Origin of the sequence: Dysgonomonas sp. ZJ709 (assembly GCF_011039195.1) — a bacterium.
In the GTDB taxonomy this organism is placed as follows: domain Bacteria; phylum Bacteroidota; class Bacteroidia; order Bacteroidales; family Dysgonomonadaceae; genus Dysgonomonas.
In genome coordinates, this window is sequence record NZ_JAAKEM010000042.1 from 1 (window position 1) to 21,407 (window position 21,407).

At 37.0% G+C, this 21,407-nt stretch carries 14 protein-coding genes and 1 pseudogene; 10 read left to right on the top strand and 5 right to left on the bottom strand.

Going from position 1 to position 21,407, the window contains the following annotated elements:
* A partial coding sequence (locus G7Y56_RS18505) for a hypothetical protein (RefSeq protein WP_221412564.1) occupies nt 1-182 on the top strand: 182 nt, incomplete at its 5' end.
* Between the two features lie 104 nt (nt 183-286).
* Nucleotides 287-613, top strand: a complete 327-nt coding sequence (locus tag G7Y56_RS17215) for a thiamine biosynthesis protein ThiF (protein ID WP_255498786.1) — start codon at nt 287-289, stop codon at nt 611-613.
* 81 nt (nt 614-694) lie between these two features.
* Here G7Y56_RS17215 and G7Y56_RS17220 read toward each other — a convergent pair whose 3' ends face one another.
* The gene (locus G7Y56_RS17220) at nt 695-3,877 is read right to left on the bottom strand and encodes a hypothetical protein (RefSeq protein ID WP_165045521.1); all 3,183 of its coding nucleotides are present in this window, start codon (nt 3,875-3,877) and stop codon (nt 695-697) included.
* A 62-nt stretch (nt 3,878-3,939) separates the two neighbouring features.
* Nucleotides 3,940-4,200, bottom strand: coding sequence for a hypothetical protein (locus G7Y56_RS17225; protein WP_165045523.1), 261 nt, complete (start codon nt 4,198-4,200; stop codon nt 3,940-3,942).
* Between the two features lie 189 nt (nt 4,201-4,389).
* Here G7Y56_RS17225 and G7Y56_RS17230 point away from each other — a divergent pair, with 189 nt between their 5' ends.
* From G7Y56_RS17230 to G7Y56_RS17260, 7 genes are all read left to right on the top strand, one after another.
* Nucleotides 4,390-6,108 (top strand): DUF3945 domain-containing protein, encoded by a 1,719-nt coding sequence (locus G7Y56_RS17230; protein ID WP_165045525.1) that lies wholly within the window; start codon nt 4,390-4,392, stop codon nt 6,106-6,108.
* Between the two features lie 26 nt (nt 6,109-6,134).
* A complete protein-coding gene (locus G7Y56_RS17235) occupies nt 6,135-6,401 on the top strand; it encodes a DUF4099 domain-containing protein (protein ID WP_165045527.1) in 267 nt (88 codons plus the stop codon).
* Nucleotides 6,402-6,476: 75 nt separating this feature from the next.
* Nucleotides 6,477-8,261: a DNA topoisomerase 3 gene (locus tag G7Y56_RS17240; protein ID WP_165045529.1), complete on the top strand. Its 1,785-nt coding sequence runs from the start codon at nt 6,477-6,479 to the stop codon at nt 8,259-8,261.
* A gap of 157 nt (nt 8,262-8,418) precedes the next feature.
* Complete coding sequence (locus tag G7Y56_RS17245) at nt 8,419-8,607, top strand: hypothetical protein (protein WP_165045531.1); 189 nt, start codon at nt 8,419-8,421, stop codon at nt 8,605-8,607.
* Nucleotides 8,608-8,811: 204 nt separating this feature from the next.
* Entirely contained in the window at nt 8,812-10,038 is a 1,227-nt protein-coding gene (ltrA, locus tag G7Y56_RS17250) for a group II intron reverse transcriptase/maturase (RefSeq protein WP_255498787.1), read from the top strand.
* A gap of 212 nt (nt 10,039-10,250) precedes the next feature.
* Entirely contained in the window at nt 10,251-10,463 is a 213-nt protein-coding gene (locus tag G7Y56_RS18900; protein WP_165045535.1) for a topoisomerase C-terminal repeat-containing protein, read from the top strand.
* 21 nt (nt 10,464-10,484) lie between these two features.
* The gene (locus tag G7Y56_RS17260) at nt 10,485-10,673 is read left to right on the top strand and encodes a DUF1896 family protein (RefSeq protein ID WP_165045537.1); all 189 of its coding nucleotides are present in this window, start codon (nt 10,485-10,487) and stop codon (nt 10,671-10,673) included.
* Between the two features lie 63 nt (nt 10,674-10,736).
* On the opposite strand, the gene G7Y56_RS17265 is transcribed toward G7Y56_RS17260, so the two are convergent.
* Nucleotides 10,737-11,174, bottom strand: a complete 438-nt coding sequence (locus G7Y56_RS17265; protein ID WP_165045539.1) for a GTP pyrophosphokinase — start codon at nt 11,172-11,174, stop codon at nt 10,737-10,739.
* Between the two features lie 308 nt (nt 11,175-11,482).
* Between G7Y56_RS17265 and G7Y56_RS17270 the strand changes: the two genes are divergently transcribed.
* Nucleotides 11,483-16,717 carry an N-6 DNA methylase gene (locus G7Y56_RS17270; RefSeq protein WP_165045541.1) on the top strand — a complete coding sequence of 1,745 codons (5,235 nt, stop codon included), beginning with the start codon at nt 11,483-11,485 and terminating at the stop codon, nt 16,715-16,717.
* 194 nt (nt 16,718-16,911) lie between these two features.
* Here G7Y56_RS17270 and G7Y56_RS18720 read toward each other — a convergent pair.
* Together G7Y56_RS18720 and G7Y56_RS18725 are read right to left on the bottom strand one after the other, a co-directional pair.
* Nucleotides 16,912-17,305 (bottom strand): annotated as a pseudogene (locus G7Y56_RS18720) (RHS repeat domain-containing protein); the annotation flags it as partial.
* 494 nt (nt 17,306-17,799) lie between these two features.
* The coding region (locus G7Y56_RS18725) for an RHS repeat domain-containing protein (RefSeq protein ID WP_370457715.1) at nt 17,800-21,407 on the bottom strand (3,608 nt) is incomplete at its 5' end.

The window sequence follows — 21,407 nt, forward strand, 5'->3', positions numbered from 1 at the left end:
CTGGTTTTAAACTTTTACATAAACTAAACGCTCGTTGGGCTCTTGTTAAGATAACCAATACGCGCATTTTTGGCAAAGGTAAAGCCCATGACAATATCTCACAAGATGCTCTTTCCCGAACGCTTACGCTATACCAGAAAATTTTGATAAGAAAACAGGTCGGAGCTGTAATATTACATTAACCTGTGTAGATAATGTAAAATCGCGATTGGAAGTCTCCACATGCTTAAAGGAATTCGTCAGATACCAAAAAAATGGAAATCCTTATTTAGTACCCTATTATTGGATGGATTTTGGTAATGGGACACAAACAGGACAAGTCGTTTTAGGTTCACTAGTGAAAATAGATCAGCCTAAGTCCAAGAAGTTTGAAACTGTTGCAGAACTACCCGTTATTACGGAACGATATAATTTGAAAAAAGTTAAAGAGAAGGACTCCGGACCTTCCTGTTCATTGGCCGAGGCCTTGCAAAAGCAAGACCTGTTTATTAATTCGTCATTGGCACAATTAGGAAGTAATATCCTATGGAAACTTCTCACTGATGGAATGACAGATAAGGCTGGCTTGTATTTGAATCTTAAAACGATGAATACAAATCCAATCTTATTATGATGAAATTACTTCTGTATAATCACTTAATTCGTTTCCACCAACTATATGAAAACACCATCTGCTTTTGGATTGATTAGATTCTTATTTTTTGTAAATCTTATATATTTCCCTCAATTCCTGATTTCCTTTCATGGCATAAGCCTCACATATATTGGTTGCGGCGGTTTTAAAACCATTTTTGTAAAGCCAGATAACTTGTTCTTTCATATCTTTTGATGAAGAATAAGTGTTGTCATTAAGTATGAGAAGAGTTATTAATTCTGCTACTCTTTCCGGCATATCCTTTAAATGTAATAACAAGTGATGGATATATTTATAAAATCTATGTTCTCCGGGAATAGAAATCATTTTTTCGACAATATCAATTACAGTATTGGACAATGGGTTATATATTTCGATAAGAAAGAAGGAGTTATCAACAAAATTCCGGTATGCTTCTGTTGGTTTTCCTGCATAGTGTAATATGATTTTATTCCATAATACTTCTATTTTTTGAAACGGTATTGGATTACTTTTTTCGTTGCTTAGGTAGATGATCATGTCCAGGAATATGTCCTTATCATCCGAATTAATTACTAAATCCATTAAAGGATCGTCAACATCTAGTGGTAACATATTATTTATATATGCCGAACAAATCTTAATAACACTAAGTCTTACGAACTCTCTACCGAAAATAGCTTTTTCATTTATTACATAATCAAAGGTATTGTTTCTGCTTAAGTAGCGAAATACTTCCTGATCCATAGGACGAACAAATAGCCATCCTTTTATTGATGCAACATCGTTTGGTTTGTTTTTTTTATTAAATATCTTCTCAAGATTATTCTTTACCCATCCTGATTCAACATATAGTAAATAGTTTAAATGAGAAGTTAAAGCAAAATAAAAAAATGGGTTGGGAAAGTTGTCGGACAGTTTGTTTTCAAGAATTCCTTTTACACTTTTATCCAAACCGGAATCTTTAGATGTCACGTTTTTAGAACGGTGCACCTGATATGCATAAACAATAAGTACCGATGTAAGCAGATACTCATTAGAGTGGATGTAATTATGATTGGCTGTGTCCAATACCATTGTTTCATCTAATCTCTTATTGCTGTTTACAATGTTAATAATCGAACCAATTATAATCAGTTCATTCCAGCCCGCCGAATTATTTTTTAATAAGGATTCAAAAAACGACAATATTTGTTCTAAAATATGTATGTATATGTCATTATCAATATCTGTATTATTGTATCCAAGCCAAAATTCATCATTTAATAATTGCTCAATTACCTTTAATAATTCAACGGTTATGGATATGGATGGTTGATCTCTTATACAATCATTCATAACTAAGAGCCAATCTTTCTGAAAATCTCTGTCTGCATTGATCATTTCATAAGGATTGAGTATATATTTATTCTTATTATTCTTGAAATCAACTTTGACCAATGGTGTTAAATAATTAAAATACCTAAATGGATGAATTTGATTTTCAGGATTTTTATTTGTAATATAATAATCCGAAATCTCACATAGGCTCTTTTCGGATAAATCTTGATATTCTAATGTTACACCAGAGAAAGTTGATTCACTGTTTGGCATAAAATCCGTATCTTTTACTTCCTTGGGGCAATCCTTATCACATTCTATTTTAAAAGCGGCGACTTTATCGTTAACTATATCTGTAAATGAAGTGAGGTATTGTTTTTTTACTAGAGCTTTGTCATAAGTTGTGGCTTCAGGTTTAAACTCAATCATATCTAACCAAACCAATAATTGATTTGTTTCACCGAGATTTAATTTAGTAGCATTAAGCTTCAAAATACGATATAATTCGTAAGACGCATCACCTTCATTATAAGGATTGTAAGATAAACTCCAGAAGAAATCTTTAAGTTCATCATATCGTTCTCCAACAATATAATATCCAATTCGTCGAATGACTTTGTTTTGGTTATCCAAAAGGCATTTTACTATTTTGTTATAATGAATGCCTGCGGGTAATAATAATAGATAATCTCTTGTAGTATAAACAATAGATGATATACCGGAATCATTATATATTGGAGATGTTTTATTTTCACCAATAAATGATATGTATGAGTTACGTGTATCATTAAGCCTGTTTAATAGATTACGATATAGTATTTTATAACCACTGAAACCGCATAAATCCACAATACTTCCGATGCTTTCCCTTAAATGGGTATAAATGTTATCAAACAGGTTCACATCTTCTTTATAAGATTCGGCTACATCTTCAAATAATTCCATTCTTGGAATACATCTAATATTATAAGCAAAAAGAGTCTCCAGAAATAACAATAAATTTCTTTTATCTGCTTTGCCTAAAAGTTGTTGGAGGAATAATACCTGAAAATTATAATTAATCCATCCGCCAATCCCTGTTAATGCAAATTCTCTGATATAATTAAAATGTTTCTTAACCAGAAGCTGAGTGGGTAATTTAACTATTAGTTCATAGATAAAACTATTGGTAGAACCATTAGATATGCATTCATCATTTTTCCTATATGTTGATATATCATCAATTATTTTTAAAAGAATGCCCCATACTTTTTCTTTGTTGCGTTCAGATGGAAGTATGTCTATATTTTCACTTACCCATTTCAGATAATGAAGTACCGACCATATCGGCATTGAGTATCCTTTCTCTCCTTTAATGGGTTCCGGATTATTATTCGGATTAAAGACTTCTGTTTCATCACAAAGTGGTCTTAACCATCCCATCTGATGAAGGTTCGTAAATAAATAATTTCCCAGTAGAGGATTAGCAGAATAAATTTCTATCCTATCTAAGATGATTTTTGTCGGTTCTTTCACCTGAATTAAAGTGTCTATCCTATCGAATAAGCTATTATAAGAGCCAACTAACTGGTATAAGATTTCTTCAAATTCATCCCATATTCTTTCTGCTTCAGAATTATCTCTTGGGCCTTTAATAGCTGACCCGTCTCTATGTGCTAAAGCATGAAAACGACCTTGTAGTTTTAAATAGTTCTCAGCTAAATCAGAACCTTCTTCCATATCAAAAGCTCTTAAAATAGATGTTTTTCCAGTATCAGATCTTGCCTTTTTTGAGTCCATTATATCGCGTAAGCCACCTTCAATTTCACGTAGATAATGTGAGATAATGTGAGATCTGGTTGACATGTTACCTTTCCTTATTTCTAGACCGTCTTTATAAAAGGCAGCAATATCAGGTCTGATTTTAGATAAACCTTCATAAATAGAATTTTGTGTTTTATTCATCTGCAAATGATTAGAAAAAATTAAAGTTGAATTTAGAATATTCTAAATTAGATTTCTACATACTATTGCTCTAGCAAAACGTCTTTTCTGTCTTTATATATATGAAGTGTCCCTGTTTTTTCCTGAGTCATTCCCTTTGAATCATTTACCTCGTATTTACCTTGATATGAATGTGGCTGTATTTCTACGATATCGTAATCAAATAATGCCTGGCATTTTCTAAGATAAATTGTGCCTTTCTCTTTTATTTCTATTTTGTAATCTACACTTCCAGCGTGTTTTTCATCTACTGTGGCTTTCACATCCTTGTATAATATTTCCATAATGATATGATTTGAATCTCTTATTTATTTCTCTATAAATATACTATGAATTCTTAAAAGAATGTCACACATCTACTCTTATGTGTGACTTAAGAGGACATATATAGACTTATGCGGTCAATTGGTTGTTAATCAATTGTTTATACTATTTTGTTGCTTATTTTTGGTTTGAATTTAAAAATCAACATTATGGCAAAAACAAAAGAAAAAAAAGGTGGAGTTGACTTCAAGGCTGCATTGGACAAAATGAAAGAAACAGTAAATCTATTTGTGTATGACAAAAAGGATAAATCTGTAGAAGCGGTCAAGGAAGTCAGCTCGGATGGTAAAGTCAAAACAGTTCCTGCAAAGAAGAAACATGAGAATGAGTTCTTAAAGGTCGGAAATAATTCCGATGCACTGGACATTTTAGTGACAGCGATCAAGAATTTTTATAGTCAGGCCAGAGACCCGACTGAATTTGAAATTCTCAAAGTACCCTTTAAGCTATTGAAAAATAGTCTTACGGAAATTCAAAAATTAATCAGTAGTAATAATCCAAAAAATGAAGATGTTATGTCAAAGCAAGTAAAAGATGTAAAACCCGAACAGGGTACGATTCCTGAAAACAACACGGATAAAACTTATAATTTTTATCCTTCCCAGATTAATTGGGATAAATTAAAAGAATTAGGTCTTTCAAAAGAATACCTGGAGCAAAAAGGTTTGTTGGACGATATGTTAAAAGGTTGGAAAACAAAGCAATTAGTTCCCCTGAATATGCAAGTGGGAGGAGCGACTGTAAAAATAGATGCATTACTTTCACTACGTGCAGAACAAGATGGTTCTGTTTCGCTCAATATCCATGGCGTTAAAAAAGAACCGGAGCTTAGCAGGCCTTTTTATGGTCATAATTTCTCAGAAGATGATAAGATAAATCTTCTTACAACGGGGCATATGGGACGTGTTGTAGACCTCTTTGACAGGAGTAATCAAGTCCATCCATCGTTTATCAGCATCGATCCTTTGACTAAGGACTTAAACGCTGTTCGTGCAGCCAGTGTGACAATTCATGATGAATACAGCAAGGTAAAACTCACAGATAATGAAAAGCAAGATCTGAGAGAAGGAAAAGAGATTTATGTAGAAGGTATGGTAGGTAAAACTGGTAAGGAATTTAATGCTTACCTGCGTGTCGATGCCAATCAAAGGAATGTGGCATACCGCTTTGAAGGTGGTTTAGCCAATATTAAGAAACTTGGAGAAGTGAATTTAACTGAGAATCAACAAAAAGATTTACAGGAAGGTAAAGTAATACTTGTTGAAAATATGGTCAGTAAACAAACCGGTGAATTAAGAGATGCATATGTTAAAGCAGACCCGGTTACAGGAAAGCTGGCGTTTACCAATTTTAATCCTGATGCACCCGAAGGCGAGCACCAGATTATTATTCCACGGTATGTGGGTCAGGTTGAGCTAACTAAAGAAGACCGTAAAGAATTGAGCGAAGGTAAAACCATATTTGTTGAGAATCAGGTGAAAACTAATGGTGAGACCTATGATAGTTTTGTTAAACTACACCCTGTTACGGGTAATGTTCAACGCAGTAAGAACCCGGATGGCTTTACAGATGAGGTTAAAGCAACTATACCCGATACGATAATGACTGTAAAAGTTACCGCCTCTATGCGGGCTACACTTCAGGACGGCAAACCCCTTGAGGTGAAAGGAGCTAAAGCTGCCGATGGCTCACTTCTTCCTACATGGGCAAAGTTGAATACAGAAACCGGACGTATTAATTATTTCAGACAAAATCCGGATCAAGCTAAGAAGGCCGTAGTTAAAACAACTCAAAGCCCACCTAGTGAATCTCAGGGAACTGCCGATGAAAAGAAACAAAAAAAGAGAACAGGTAAATCAATCAGTTAAGATCATTCACTTAAAAAAATCAAACAATGAATACAGATAAAAAACATATGCATGATGAGTCCTCCATCAATTGGGAAGAACTCGCCGGAATTGGTATTTACAGGGATGAACTTGAAAAAAGTGGTGAAATAGATCGTTTGTTAGATGGAGAAAAAACCAATCCTATAAACCTTCGCCTAATGCTCTTGGGGATAGATTTGGACTTGGATGCAACATTGCAGATTATCCTACAGGGTGAACAGCCTGTAATCGAAATTGTTGGCATATCAACTGATACCCCGACTATCAATTAATCAAATTCAATTTACAATTTAGTAATCAAACTCCCTGTATTCTAATATATAGGGAGTTATAAATCCCATACAATTATGATCGCAATAATAGCTGAAAAACCCAGCGTAGGAAAAGATATAGCCCGAGTATTAGGAGCAGATGTTAAAAAGGACGGATATTATCAGGGGAACGGATATCTGGTTACTTGGGGCTACGGACATTTAGTTAGCTTAGCACTTCCCGAAGAATATGGCTCGAATAGTTATGATATTGATAACCTTCCAATTATTCCAAGTAGTTTTAAACTTGTTATCAAACAAACTAAGATAACAAAAGGATATAAGACAGATCCGGGAGCAAAGAATCAGTTGAGTGTCATTAAATATGTATTTTCTAAATGCAGTAAAATCATTGTTGCTACGGATGCCGGACGTGAGGGTGAATTAATATTTAGGAATATTTACAATTACCTCAAATGTAGAAAACCATTCTCCCGTTTGTGGATCAGCTCTTTGACGGATTCGGCTATAAAAACAGGTTTTGAAAATCTGAAAGAAGGATCTGCATATGACAGTTTATATTTGTCAGCCCAGGCTCGTAGCCAGGCAGACTGGCTTGTCGGAATTAATGCCAGCAGAGCCTTGTGTATCATGACCGATAATGGAAATAATTCTCTGGGACGAGTGCAAACACCCACATTGGCTTTAATCTGTAAGCGATATACGGAGCATGTAAACTTTAAACCTGAACCTTTCTGGCAGGCTGTTGTCAAGCTAAAAAAAGGAGATGTTATTTTTCCGGTGCAGTATAAAGAAAACTTCTTAGACCAGCAAGTAGCTGAGAATCTATTTAAAGAAATGAAAAAGTATACAGTTGGAAAAGTAGTCAAAGTAGAGAAAAAAGCGAGCAAGCAGCAAGCCCCACTGTTACATGATCTTACCAGCCTGCAAAAAACAGCGAATATAAGACACGGATTCAGTGCCGATAAAACATTGTCACTAGCCCAAAAGCTGTACGAAAGTAAATTAATTTCTTACCCACGTACAGGAAGTCAGTATATTCCACAAGATGTATTTGAGACTATTCCCGCACTAATTGATGTACTGACAACTCATTCTTTCTTCTCTCAGTATGCGACCTATTTAACCTTGATGAAACTAAACACCCGTTCAGTCGATGATAAGAAAGTAACTGACCATCATGCTTTGCTTATAACAGAAAATAAAGCGAATAAGCTCAGTGATGATGAGCGTATAATTTATGAAATGATAGCCGGACGTATACTTGAAGCCTTTAGTATTCCTTGTTTAAAAGATGTGACAGATGTAGAAGTCAGTCTAGATAATATGGTCTTTAAAACTAAAGGTTCAATAATAAAAGAAAAAGGATGGCGAAACGTTTTTAACAACCCCGACGATGATGATGAAAAAGAAACCGATCATTTATTACCCCCACTTCAGGAAGGAGATTACCTTCCTATCGAGAGTTTTAACCTTCTTCAAAAATCTACCAAAGCTAAGCCGTTGTTTACTGAAGCCTCACTTCTTGCAGCTATGGAGACTGCCGGGAAAGAAATTGAAGACAAAGAATTAAGTCTGGCGATAAAAGATTGTGGAATAGGAACCCCTGCAACACGAGCTTCAATAATAGAAACCTTGTTTAACAGAGAATATATTGATCGTCATAAAAAGACATTGTTGCCCACAAAGAAGGGTATGGCTTTGTATAAAATTGTAAAAACGATGCAAATTGCCGATGTAGAAATGACCGGAAGCTGGGAGCAAGCCCTCCTTCAAATAGAGAATAAACCTGAATATTACACCTCATTTATGGGAGGAATAAAGGTCTTGTGTGCCACGAACGAACTTTTGCGTGAATAACAGAAGTTCGGTGCTTTGTGAGAGATGAGGGTGGGCCCCTCGGAACCGCCTTGCAGGAGGAGGTTTCAAACCGCGGCGTGCGGCTTTAGTAAAGAGCTATGGTCGTGAGCGACGTCCGAAAAGTCCGTCAAGAGGCGGGCAGGTAACTGTGCAAAAGGTGAACGCAAGTGAACCATTGATGAGGTATCGAAATACTCAAGATTATGTCAAAACCGAGTTTCTAGACTTAGCTCGGGATAAACCAAAGGGAAACCTGTTTACTGCTTTGGTGGCATACGGTATAGAGATGGCACGATTTGCATGGAGGCTCTTACAAGGAACGTGGGAACCTGGATATGGATGCTAAGGGAGAAATTCAAGCAGAGAACCTGTGAGAATCAGAGTACCAATGCCATATTCAGGGGCAGACCAGCCTGTAGTAGCGATGAAGCTTCTGTAATGGAAGTGGAGCGAAGGGGTTGGCTTATTCAGCGAATTAATTTAAACAACTAAAATTTAGGAGGATTTAATGCAAAACGCAAAGTCATTTGAAATTTCCAAACATCTTGTTATGGAATCGTATCGAAAGGTCAAAGCAAATAGAGGAACATCAGGGGTTGATAATATCACTTTGATGGACTACGAAAAGAATCTCAAAGGGAATCTGTATAAATTATGGAATCGGATGAGTTCGGGAAGCTATTTGCCCTCTGCTGTGAAGCTGGTAGAAATACCAAAATCAGATGGGAAGAAACGCCCGTTAGGTATACCGACCATAGAAGACCGTGTGGCTCAGATGGTGGTTGTCTCAACCATAGAACCATTTATAGAACCACACTTTCATGAGGATTCCTATGCTTATCGTCCGAACAAATCGGCACATGGAGCCATAGATAAAGCCAAAGAGCGAAGCTATCTTCTCCATTGGGTCGTAGACCTTGATATAAAAGGTTTCTTCGATAACATAGACCATGAACTTCTATTGAAAGCCCTTGAAAAACATATAACATGCAAATGGGCTATGATGTATATCAAACGTTGGTTGACAGTCCCTTATCAGTTGAAAGACGGAACATTGGTTCAAAGAGATAAAGGAGTCCCACAAGGCTCAGTTATCGGACCAATATTGGCAAACTTATTTATGCACTATGCTTTTGATGAATGGATGAAACGGAATCATCCGAATATTCCATTCGAAAGATACGCAGACGATACTATTTGTCATTGTGCCAGTCTTAAACAGGCAGAGTTCATCAAAAGACATATTAAGAAACGGTTAGAAATATGCAAGTTGGAACTCAATGAGACGAAAACTAAAATTGTTTATTGTAAAAAGAACCATCGTGAATTGGAATACGATTGTATTGAGTTCGATTTTCTAGGTTACACGTTCAAACCCAGACGTAGTGTTGATAAACACGGAGAAGTCTTTTTGAATTTCTCTCCCGCTATCAGTAATGCGGCAAGACATAAAATTTGGGCGGAAATCAGAGAATGGAATCGAAATTATTGGGTGCCACTCACGTTGGAACAAATTGCAGAGCAGATAAATCCCGTCATTCAGGGATGGATAAACTACTATGGGAGATACAATCCCACAGTATTGAAAGAAGCTCTTCAGAATGTAAACGACAAGTTAGTCCGTTGGGCACGTGGGAAGTTCAAAGGGTTCAGACATCACAAGACCAAAACAGTGTATCGGTTAGGGGATATCGCATTGACGAAACCAAATCTGTTTGCACATTGGGCTTGGGGAGTTAGACCCACTGCCAGTCCGAGAAATCGGAAACGTAAGTAACTGGTATATTGACTGAATAAGAAGAGCCGTATGAGGGGAGACCTTCACGTACGGTTCTGTGAGAGGCTTAGGGTGAGATTCCCTTTGCCTACTCGATTACCAAACAGGCTGTCGATGAAATAATCAGTGTTATAAAAGCAAATGGTGTTGATAACGAACCTACCTATATTTGCCCGAAATGTAAATTAGGAAAAATCGCTATCCGTCATAAAATGGCCAAATGCAATTACTCGAAATGTGATTTTGTTCTCTTCAGAGATGTGTGTAATAAGGTACTAACAGAAGATCAATTAATCTCCCTGATTAAAACCGGCTCTACTGCGTTTATAAAAGGATTTAAGAATAAAGAGGGGCGAAAATTTGATGCAAGTATCGTCTTGGATCAAAACTGTAGGGCTAGATTCAAATATCCGGATAAAAGATGAAAATCAAAAAACATAATTTTTATGTCTTATTTTGAATCGCTATTAATCAGATTTCTTATAGTCTGTCATCCGCAATTAGTGGATGACAGTTTATTTATTTTTGAGAGATCAGATGAAGCATTTAGTATTTACAGGGAATTGCTTGAAAGGGGTGTAAAAGAATATGCCGCTTATGATTTAGCTATTGCAGTCCTTTTTGATGAATTGTAAAATTTTATACAATCGTTTACACCAATACAAATTTTCACTTACAATATAAAACTATAATAGTGTCTACTTCTCTGTGGAGACTGATTTAAGATATTTCAGACTCCGACTGTATTTTTGCAATCTTTCCATATCGGTTTCTCCTACTTGTTTTAGCCGTGATGCGTCCATATTATCTATGAGATCGGCAATTTTAATTTTCGTAGCCACCGGATTTTCGCCGATCTTACTGATATAGTCCTCATAAGGCATATCCTTTTCGCGGGTTAACAATCGCAGGGTTATAACCATGTGTTTTGGAATTCCCTTATCAATCAAATCATTAAATGTCAGAAAGGTATCTTCTACTACATCATGCAAAATCGCCAGAATTTTTTCTTCCGTAGAGTTCACCTGTTGCATCACCCGTAATGGATGGAAGATGTAGGGAGCATCTGCTTTATCGACCTGTCCGAAATGAGCATTTACAGCTATATGAATAGCTTGTTCTAATATTTTTTTCATATTTACAAAGATACCAATAAAGAAAAAGGAATGATGAAATATCTATTTAAACTATACGCTCAAATATGTGATTGACTTTACTTATTTCCAAACAGATAAAATGAGCCGGGTTAAGAAAGTTGTTATCTCAAATTTCTGTCGGCGAAACTATGATGTGTTCCGTACGGAAAGTCAAGGTCGGGCCCTAACGGGTTTTTGGGAAAATCTCCATACCTCGCTTATTCAGCGAGGCTCGTATTTTCCCAAAAAACCTTGCCATTTCCTGAACCCATCATTTGCCTGCCGCTGAAATTTAAAATAACAGCCATATGGGATATAGTAAAAAGAAGCATTTGCAAGATAATATACTTGCTATTCAGCTTGCGTTTGAGTTGGAAAAAAGGGGAGATAAACCCACTAGTGATGAAATAGAAATTCTGCGGAGGTATTCCGGATTTGGAGGTCTAAAATGTATTCTCCATCCATGTTATAATCCAGAAGACATTGATAAGTGGAGCAAATCGGATCAGCCTCTTTTTGAAGACACGCAGCGTTTGTATGATGTAATCAAAGAGTATTCAGCTTCGGATATTGAATTTAAGAATTATAAGGACAGTTTGAATAAATCTGTCCTTTCTGCTTTTTATACACCAACAGAAGTTACGAAGAGCATTGCAGACAGCTTATCTGAATGTGGAATAAACCCTGTCCGTATTTTAGATCCAAGTGCAGGAACAGGTGCATTTTTAGACGGGTTTATCAGATATTCAAACTTACGGTTTACCTGCTTTGAGAAAGACCTGATAACAGGTAAGATATTAAAAGTATTGCACAATGATGCTAAAGTATATATAAGAGGTTTTGAGACGCTGGATAAAAGCGATGAAAACTATTTTGATCTGGTCACTTCAAATATCCCTTTCGGTGATTTCAGAATTTTTGACGAAGCATTTTTAAAGGATACTATCCGCCAGCAGGCATGCAGTTCTATTCACAACTATTTCTTTCTAAAAGCAGTAGATGCGGCACGTGAAGGAGGGCTAATTGCTTTTATTACCTCTCAGGGTGTTATGGATTCGGTTAAAAATTCAGGGATCAGGCAAAGGCTGATGAGTCGTTGTAATCTGTTAACCGCCATTCGCCTACCTGATAACTTATTTTTAGATATTGCCAATACCTGTGTCGGTAGTGACCTTATAATTCTTCAAAAGAATACAACCAAGCAATCAGTGACATCAAGAGAATTAGCTTTTACCCAAACGAGAACATTTCCAAATGGAGTCAGTATCAATAACTACTATACCGATTTCAGCCGTGTAATTCATACGAAGGCTCAGGCAGGAAAAGATCAGTACGGTAAGCCTTCAATGGAGTTTTACTTTGAAAAGCCTATGAATGAGCTGGCAGATGAGTTATCGAGGATCATAAAAGAGGATTGTCGCATTTTAATAGATAAGCCACTTTTTACTAAACACCAACAAGTAGAAAAAAAGGAGCAAGAGAAAGAAAGACCAAAATCAAAGCCAAAGGTTATAGCCGAATCGATTGGAGAGCCTGAGCCATTAATTAGTTTATATGATCTTTTTGGTATTCCGGAAGAGGAGAGGACGCAGATTAGTCGGAAACAAAAGACACAATCCAATCATAAACAGCCCGGTAGTATAGATTCAGACCTCTCAATTTGCGATATTACAGATCCTTTAACTATTCTTGAAAACAGTAAAGAACCCAGACCTTACAATGGAGATATAGCTGATTACTTTAAGAATAAGACTCTTGTCTTTGAAAAGCGACAAGCAGGATACTTAACCTATAAGAAAGAAAGGGATGAAAATGATGAGTTCAAAACCATTATTTTATTTAACCCCATTGAGGTCAATGCAGGGCAGATAGTGAAAATAAAAGATTATATCTCCTTGCGTGATGCTTACCTGCAATTGTATCTCTATGAGTCAGACAAGCAATCTGCAAATCCAAATTTGAGGGAGGAACTCAATAAGCACTATAAGGAGTTTACAGACAAACACGGTGATCTGAATGTCAGGGATAATTACAATGTGCTTTCTTTGGATGTGTTCGGACCGGAAATAATGGCACTCGAATACTTTGAAAGCGGCTATAAAAAACTAGCTGATATATTCACTGAACCAGTTTGTTTTGAGTCGGAAAAATCAATTTCTGCTGATACGGCAGATGAAGCACTTGCACTATCTCTCAACGAATATGGTTATGTGAACCTGCGATATATGTCCGGGGTATCAGGACTGGAAGAGCACGAGTTAATAACAAAACTATCTTCCCAAATTTACTATAACCCCCTGTCATCGGATTATGAGATTTCAGCCAATTTTATAGCCGGAGATGTGATAGCTAAGGTTGAGGCCATTGAAGAATATATTGAATCCAACCCTGAGGAAGAGGATATTGAATTAAGTAAAATATCCCTGGAAGCATTGCGTAAAGCTATCCCTGAAGCCATTGCATTCACAGACCTTGATTTTAATCTCGGCGAACGGTGGATGCCTGCAAAATATTATAGCCAGTATGCTTCAGAAATTTTCAATACAGAAGTTCAGATAGACTATTATGTAGATATTGATAATTTCAATATTGCGGCAACCGATCCCCGGACAATTGAAATCAGGGAGAAATATGCCATTAAACTCGAAGACCATACCGATATAAACGGTTTGACGCTATTAAACCATGCCCTGGTAAACACGACTCCAAAAATAACCAAAGGAACAGGTAAGTATAATGTCAGCGGCAATGAGATCCGTATTCCGGATGTGGAGGCTATACAGCAGGCAAATTCCAAGATTGATGAGATTCGTTCAGGGTTCACCGATTGGCTTAACAAACAATCGATTGATACTAAAAACAGCTTAGCAGACTTGTATAACCGTAAGTTTAATGCACGTGTAATACCAAAATACGATGGATTATTCCAGACATTTCCGGGGCTTCATTTGAAGGAATTGGGAATTAAAAAACCATATGATAGCCAGTATAATTCTGTGTGGCAAGGCATTTTAAACGAAGGAGTGATTGTCGATAATTCGGTGGGGACAGGTAAATCTCTTACTATGTGTATTCTGGCACATGAACTTAAACGATTGAAAATTGTCAATAAACCTCTTTTGGTGTGCCTTAAAACAAATGTGACAGCTATTGCGGATCATTTTACGAAAGCTTATCCTACAGCTAAAATTCTATTTCCATCAGAAAATGATTTTAAGAAACATAACAGGAAAAAACTATTCTTCAAGATGCAGAACAGTAACTGGGATGCTATTATTCTTACCCATGAACAGTTCTTTAAAATTCCGCAATCATTAGAAGTTCAAAAAGAAATATTACAAAAAGAACTTGACTCTATTTCGGAAAATCTAATAGTTTGGGAAAGGGTTAATAGTCAGGCTGCAACAACTGCTATGTATAAAGGATTATTAAAACGGCAGGAAAATCTGGAGGCCAGATTAGAATGGATTTTCACTAAGATGCAAAAACGCAGAGATGAGGATGTTGTTGATTTCAAGACGATGGGAATCGATCACCTGCTTTTGGATGAGAGTCAGGAATTTAAAAATCTTCAGTTCGATACAAGGTATAGAAATGTGGCAGGTCTTGGAGATCCCGAAGGTAGCCAGCGGGCATTGAACTTATTGTATGCACTTAGGACAATGCAGGATAGAAAAGGTAAGGACTTATGTGCGACATTCTTAACGGCAACGACAATAAGTAATTCATTGGTGGAACTGTACTTAATCTTTAAATACCTTCGCCCAAGAGCATTGGAAGCACAGGGAATACGCACTTTCGATGCATGGGCAGCCGTATATGCGAAGAAAAGTTCGGATTTTGAATTCACGGTTACTAACGAAATAAAGTCAAAAGAGAGATTCCGCTTCTTTAAAAACGTACCGGAGTTGGCTACTTTTTACAATGAGATAACCAATTACACGACAGCCAAGGATATTAACATAGAAAAACCGGAGAGTAATATCGTTCTTTTTACAACCAAGTCAACCCCCGAACAGGACGAATTTCAAAAGAACCTGATCGAATTTGCAAGAACAGGCAAGGGGAAATTGATAGGAAGAGCAAAAGACTACGATTCAGCTAAATCAGGACGTATGTTAGTCGTTACAGATCTGGCACGAAAGGCTGCAATAGATATGCGGCTGATCGATCCTGATAAGTATCACGATCATCCCAATAATAAGTTGTCTCAGGCGGCTAAAAATATTGCAGACTTCTACTATAAGTATAATGAGCAAAAAGGGACTCAGATGGTGTTCTCTGATATAGGTACTTACAAACCGGATAAGTGGAATGTGTATTCAGAACTGAAGCGAAAGTTGGTCGAGGATTATAAGATTCCTTCGCATGAAATTCGTTTTATTCAGGAAGCCAAGAACATGAAACAACGGGATCAAATCAAGGAAGCATTTCGAGCCGGAACGATTCGGATTCTTGTCGGACATACAAAAAGTCTGGGTACAGCAATGGATGTACCCGACAGGGGAGTAGCCAGCCATAGTCTGAATATGCCCTGGACACCAAAGGATCTTGAGCAAAGAGACGGACGCTTAGCCCGAAAAGGCAATTTTATAGCTCTGCAATACCTCGGTAATTCAGTGGATCATTATCTCTATGCGTCAGAAAATAGCCTTGATACCTATATGTTCAACCTTTTGCAAAATAAACAAGCCTTTATAACTCAATTAAAAACCAATTCTCTGGGTACAAGAACTATAGATGAGGGAGCGATGGACTCTGACGGTACAATGAATTATTCGGAGTATGTTGCTATTCTTTCGGGCAATACTGATTTATTGGAGAAAGTAAAACTTGAACGAAAAGTAGCTGTTTTGGAAAGTGAATTTAAAAGCCATAATAAGCAACTCCATTACACACAGTCAAAGTTACAGTACTTATTAAAGGATTTGGAAAGTGATAAGATAAGGCTTTTGGGAATGCATCACGATTGGGCTATTGTCAATGAGAAGCTACCTTTGAATGAAAACGGTTTTCGTGGGAATCCTATCAAACTCAATAATTTTGACAGGAATGATAATCTGGAGGAGATCGGAAAAAAACTAATTAATATTGATAAAAAGATGAATACCTATGGAGCATTTACTGAAATCGGCTCATTACTAAATTTTGATATTCTGGTAAAAACCGATTCGATAGATAGCTATAAATATAATCGTTTTTATATAGAAGGAGCTTGTAAATATAGCTTTAATAATGGAGATCTGGCCAGTGATCCGATACTTGCAGCTACAAACTTTATTCGGGCATTAGAAAAAATCCCTGCTATTATTCCTAACTATGAAGAGAATATCAAAAAACTGGAAAAGGACATAAAAGTAATGGAAGATATTGTCAGTACACCCTGGCGTAAAGAAACGGAGCTGAACGATGCAAAAATAGAAGTTGCTGCTTTAGACCGGAAAATTCAGGATGCACTCGCCAGTATTGGCAAACAAGAGAATATGGATAATGAAGAAGTTGAGCAAGAAGAAGCTATTACTGAATTAGAGCCGGTTTGTTAAAGTGTTTAAGTTGTATTTTTTTGAATTAATCGGAATGATAATAGAACTAATACAGTTCGGGATTTTTATTCTTGTATGGAATAGAAAAAATACAATAATTCTGCCCCATCAGCTTAGACTTTGATGGGGCAGAATTGTTAGAGAGGATTGGAAATCCTTACATTGTTTTTGTCAAGATTATAAATTAAAAGGATAATAAACTTAACAGGATTTTGCAAACAATACGCATAACTACTAATATTCGGATACTTCTCCTGCAACGGATCAGTACTCAACCATACACTCGTCCTACTATCATAATACTTCGCTCCATAATAATACAACCCAGTCTCCTCATCCAACTCTTTGGCATTAAACAAGAACGGAGTATTCCACTTATTATTACGTTCCTCAATAAATACCTCTCCGAACATACTCAATATGCTGCACAATTTCACCGTCCAAATTAGTAATTAAAGACGAACTACCCAAATGATCCGAGTGATAATAAAACTGATACAACTCCGGATTATCATTCTTACCCGGATCAAAAGAACGGGTTGTCGGAGCATCATTACAGCAGAAACCGCCGCCATTCCCATAATCGTCGTAGTATATAAGGTAAAATAATAGAGGTGACATGAAAGCCACCTCTATTTATAAATGATTATATTTTCTTAATCTAATACATTACCTTTCATCTTCCATCCATAATATTGTCTTACTGGTTTGAAGAAGAAAGATATAAATGCAATAATATAAAAGAAATTTGGTATTAGTCTTAAGCCTTTTTCAATTATTCCATTTTTACTACAGAGATTTGGAAAAGCATAATCAATGGCTACTGTGAATAACATCGTTGTTGAAGTCCTTGCAGCATAACTATCAACATATATAGAATATATTCCATAAGCAAAAAGACTTACGCCTAATATCCACGTTACTCGATTGTTATAAAAAAATATAATACATAATAACAGCATTACAAATATTTCTCGTTTCGCCAATGATATATCGAATGCAATGTTTGAATATATTCTTAAGCATAATAAAATAAGAAAAAATATAGGAAGAATATATTTACAGACTTTATTCATAATAATTCATTTATAGTTGTAATACCCACCTCCAGGCTCTTTACGATATCCTTCTACTTTTCCATATTTTTTTATTATTTCAGATAAAGTAAAAATTTTAGGAGATTTATACTGACCATTCTTCGACCATGTATAGATAGTTCCGTCTCTTGATGTGCCTAAGTAAATAGCACCATGCGTAGTTTCACTTGAAGGAGATAACCAAAATGATTTTGCAAATCTAATTACGGTATGTCCAAAAGAATACTTATCAGGATTATCCGTTACATCACTATAATCCTTCAAGATATTATTTCTAAAATCATCCATAGACATCACATTAGTATAATCAGGTTCAATATCTTTAGATGTCGATATTGCAGATTCCCAACAATTATAATTAGTATTTGCTAATGAAGTGAAAAATGCATCATACTTATTAGAATTATCTATAACATGCTTAATTGCATTATTAATAGAAGAAACTCCAGATATATCATCTGTTAACTTTATTACACCCTTATCCTTGTTCATTGATTTGTACAATTTTGTTGCTTGTTTTATATCAACGTTCAAAAATTTTGATAACGACTCTGCATTATCATCCTTTTCTTGTCTAACAACCAGATGCCCATTTGTTTTTTCCCCTTCTGAATTTATTGTGTATTCAACCTCTGGAATCCACATACCTGTCGGATCAGTATATCGTACAGGATTTAATATACAATACGCATAGCTACTAATATTCGGATACTTCTCCTGCAACGGATCAGTACTTATCCATAAACTCGTGCGTGGATCATAATACCTAGCCCCATAATAATACAACCCCGTCTCTTCATCCAACTCTTTGGCATTAAACAAGAACGGCGTGTTCCACTTATTATTACGTTCCTCGATAAATACTTCACCAAAAGGCACATACTCAATGTGCTGCACAATTTCACCGTCCAAATTAGTAATTAAAGACGAACTACCCAAATGATCCGAGTGATAATAAAACTGGTACAACTCCGGATTATCATTCTTACCCGGATCAAAAGAACGGGTTGTCGGAGTATCATTACAGCAGAAACCACCGCCATTCACATAATCGTCATTATCCTTACCATAATAAGGCACTTCAAAATAAGCGTAACGGTCTTTGATAGTTTGTTGGCTTTGTTGGTACTTAGCCTTGTAATCCACCTTAGCCCCGTCTACTTCCGAACCTGCATATTCTAATCTGCGTGGATCTTGTCCGTAAGAATCCAGATCACCCAGTTTACTAACGATACGCTGACTGCCTATGTAAATATGTTTAGTATACTGTCCGCCTTTACTGACTACAAGATACGGATTGATATATGCCGTAAAGTTAGCAGTTTCTGTACGTCCTCCGCTGAACACATCATTTACATAAATACCTTCATCGTCTCCTGAGGTTTTGATGACTCTTTCTCCACTGGCATCATACCAATAACCGCTGATAAACCCGTTATCGTTAATAGCCTGTAAACGGTTCTCTTCGTCCCAAAGCAGTTTGCGTTCGTTGGCTTTTTCATTCGCCTGTCCGTCCTGTTTTTCACGTGCTGTATTTACATACACCAGATTACCATTAGCATCATACTCATAGGCATGATCTTTGGTAATCTTGTCCTTAGCGGCATCACCTTCCGTGCGGTAATTCTCATCTTTCAGATTAGCAATCTGATGCGGTTTCTCACTACTGTAAGCATAAGACAAATCATAACCGGCTTTAAGGATACCATCAAACTGGATGCCCTGTTGCTGCATATGCTGTTTCTTAGCCGTGATGTTGTGAAGATTGTCATATGCCATTTCCAGCGTATAGGACGCTGTTTTAGTTCCTGTTCCCTGATAAGTACCCGTAGCACTTTGAAGACGATACAATCCGTCATAATTATAGGTATGGCTCATTTGCCCTCCCATGCCTGTTGCGGGTGCAGGAGCGGTGTTGATTACGCTCAGTACATTATCTACCTTGTCATAAGAATAGGCGTTATTCATAATCTGCTTGCGGGTGTCTTTACCCGAAATAACCATCAGATTAGACAACCTTCGACGCTCGTTGTCATATGAATAGTTGGTTTCTGCCCCGTTACAGTATTTCATGTAGATGCGTTGCTCGAACTTGTCATAGCCCAGTTTATTCACATAGTTGTAAGAATAAGCTTTTTCGCCTTTCATGCTTTCGAGCAATCCGGCAGTATTGTAGCTATAACCTATTTTCTCACCGTCAGGATAAATCATTTCCTCGATACGGTTCCATGAGTCGTATTTCCACTGGGTAACATAGGAAGCGATCGCCTGATTAGGGATAATCACTGTTCTTTTCACCTTGGTCATTTCGCCCAGTCTGCCGTAGAAAAACTCCTGTGCTCCGGTGGCATCTTCCTGTAACATCAATCGTCCCACACGGTTATGTGAAGCGTTTTTGTTACCATAGCTGTACTTCACATTGTTTTCAGGATGATTCGGATAGTTAACCGATAACAAGCGATTGTACTCGTAATCATACGTAATAAACTTACCTTCTTCTTCCAGATTAGCGGTTTGTTTACTCAACAGATTACTTGCATTGTCGTACTTTAGGTTTGTTACTCCCGATGCAGGGTGTATGACCTGTGTACGACGACCTGCCATATCATAAGCCGATACGGTTTCGTTGTCTCCGTTATCAATCGCTTTTAATAACTGGTTAATCGGGTCAAACTCGAAACGTGTGATAATCGTTCCGTCAGGTCCCGAAAGTTGCTCTGTTTTAATAGTTAAGCCCGAACCGTTGGTAAATGTCGATTGTTTGCCTCCCATAGCATCCGTAACGGTAGTTACCAGTGTGCGGCTGCTATTGTCTTTGCTATAAGCCATCAGCGATTCACTGTTATCAGGCAGGATAGTTTTTACCGCCCTGTCCATAATGTCATATTCCGATTTGGTCGGGGTTACAGCATCGAATACAGGATTGAACACTGTCTTGCTTCCCGTATTTTCAGATACAGGATAGAATGCTTCCCTGACACGTCCGAACGGGTCGAACTTGGCTCGTCCGCTGACAATCATGACTTTCTTATCCACCGGATTGGTACCGTTGGTGGTTTCGGTAATCACACCGTCTTTTTTCACTTGTATGGCTCTACCGAAACCGTCTGTGAATGTTACTGTTTCCAGATCGTCTGTCGGGTTCTGCGGATCGTAATGTTTGGTTACGGCATAGGCAGGCGATTTAATGCCTGTCGCATCCTTTACAATTTGCGGATGGTATTCGAACTTAATAGTATAAGGTAATCCCAATACCTGTTCATTTGGTCCTGTTATTGTTTCTACACGTCCAAACTGGTCGATAGTAGATTCAAGCGTGTAACCGTTCATGTCACGGGTTGTCAACGGAATACCGAAACGGTAATCGTAGTTTTCCATCTCCGAGCGATAGCCGAATGCATCTTCCACCCGCTCCACGTACATATTGTAGTCTCGGTCATACAGGTATTTATAGAACATCCGTTGTCCTTTGCTGTTTGCAGGAAGTGTTTTGCGAGTAATATTACCGTATTTGTCATACGTAATATCGATCTCTGCTTTATTGCCTCCTTCATCCAGTGTTTGGGTTACTTTAGTCAGGTGGTTGGCATAGG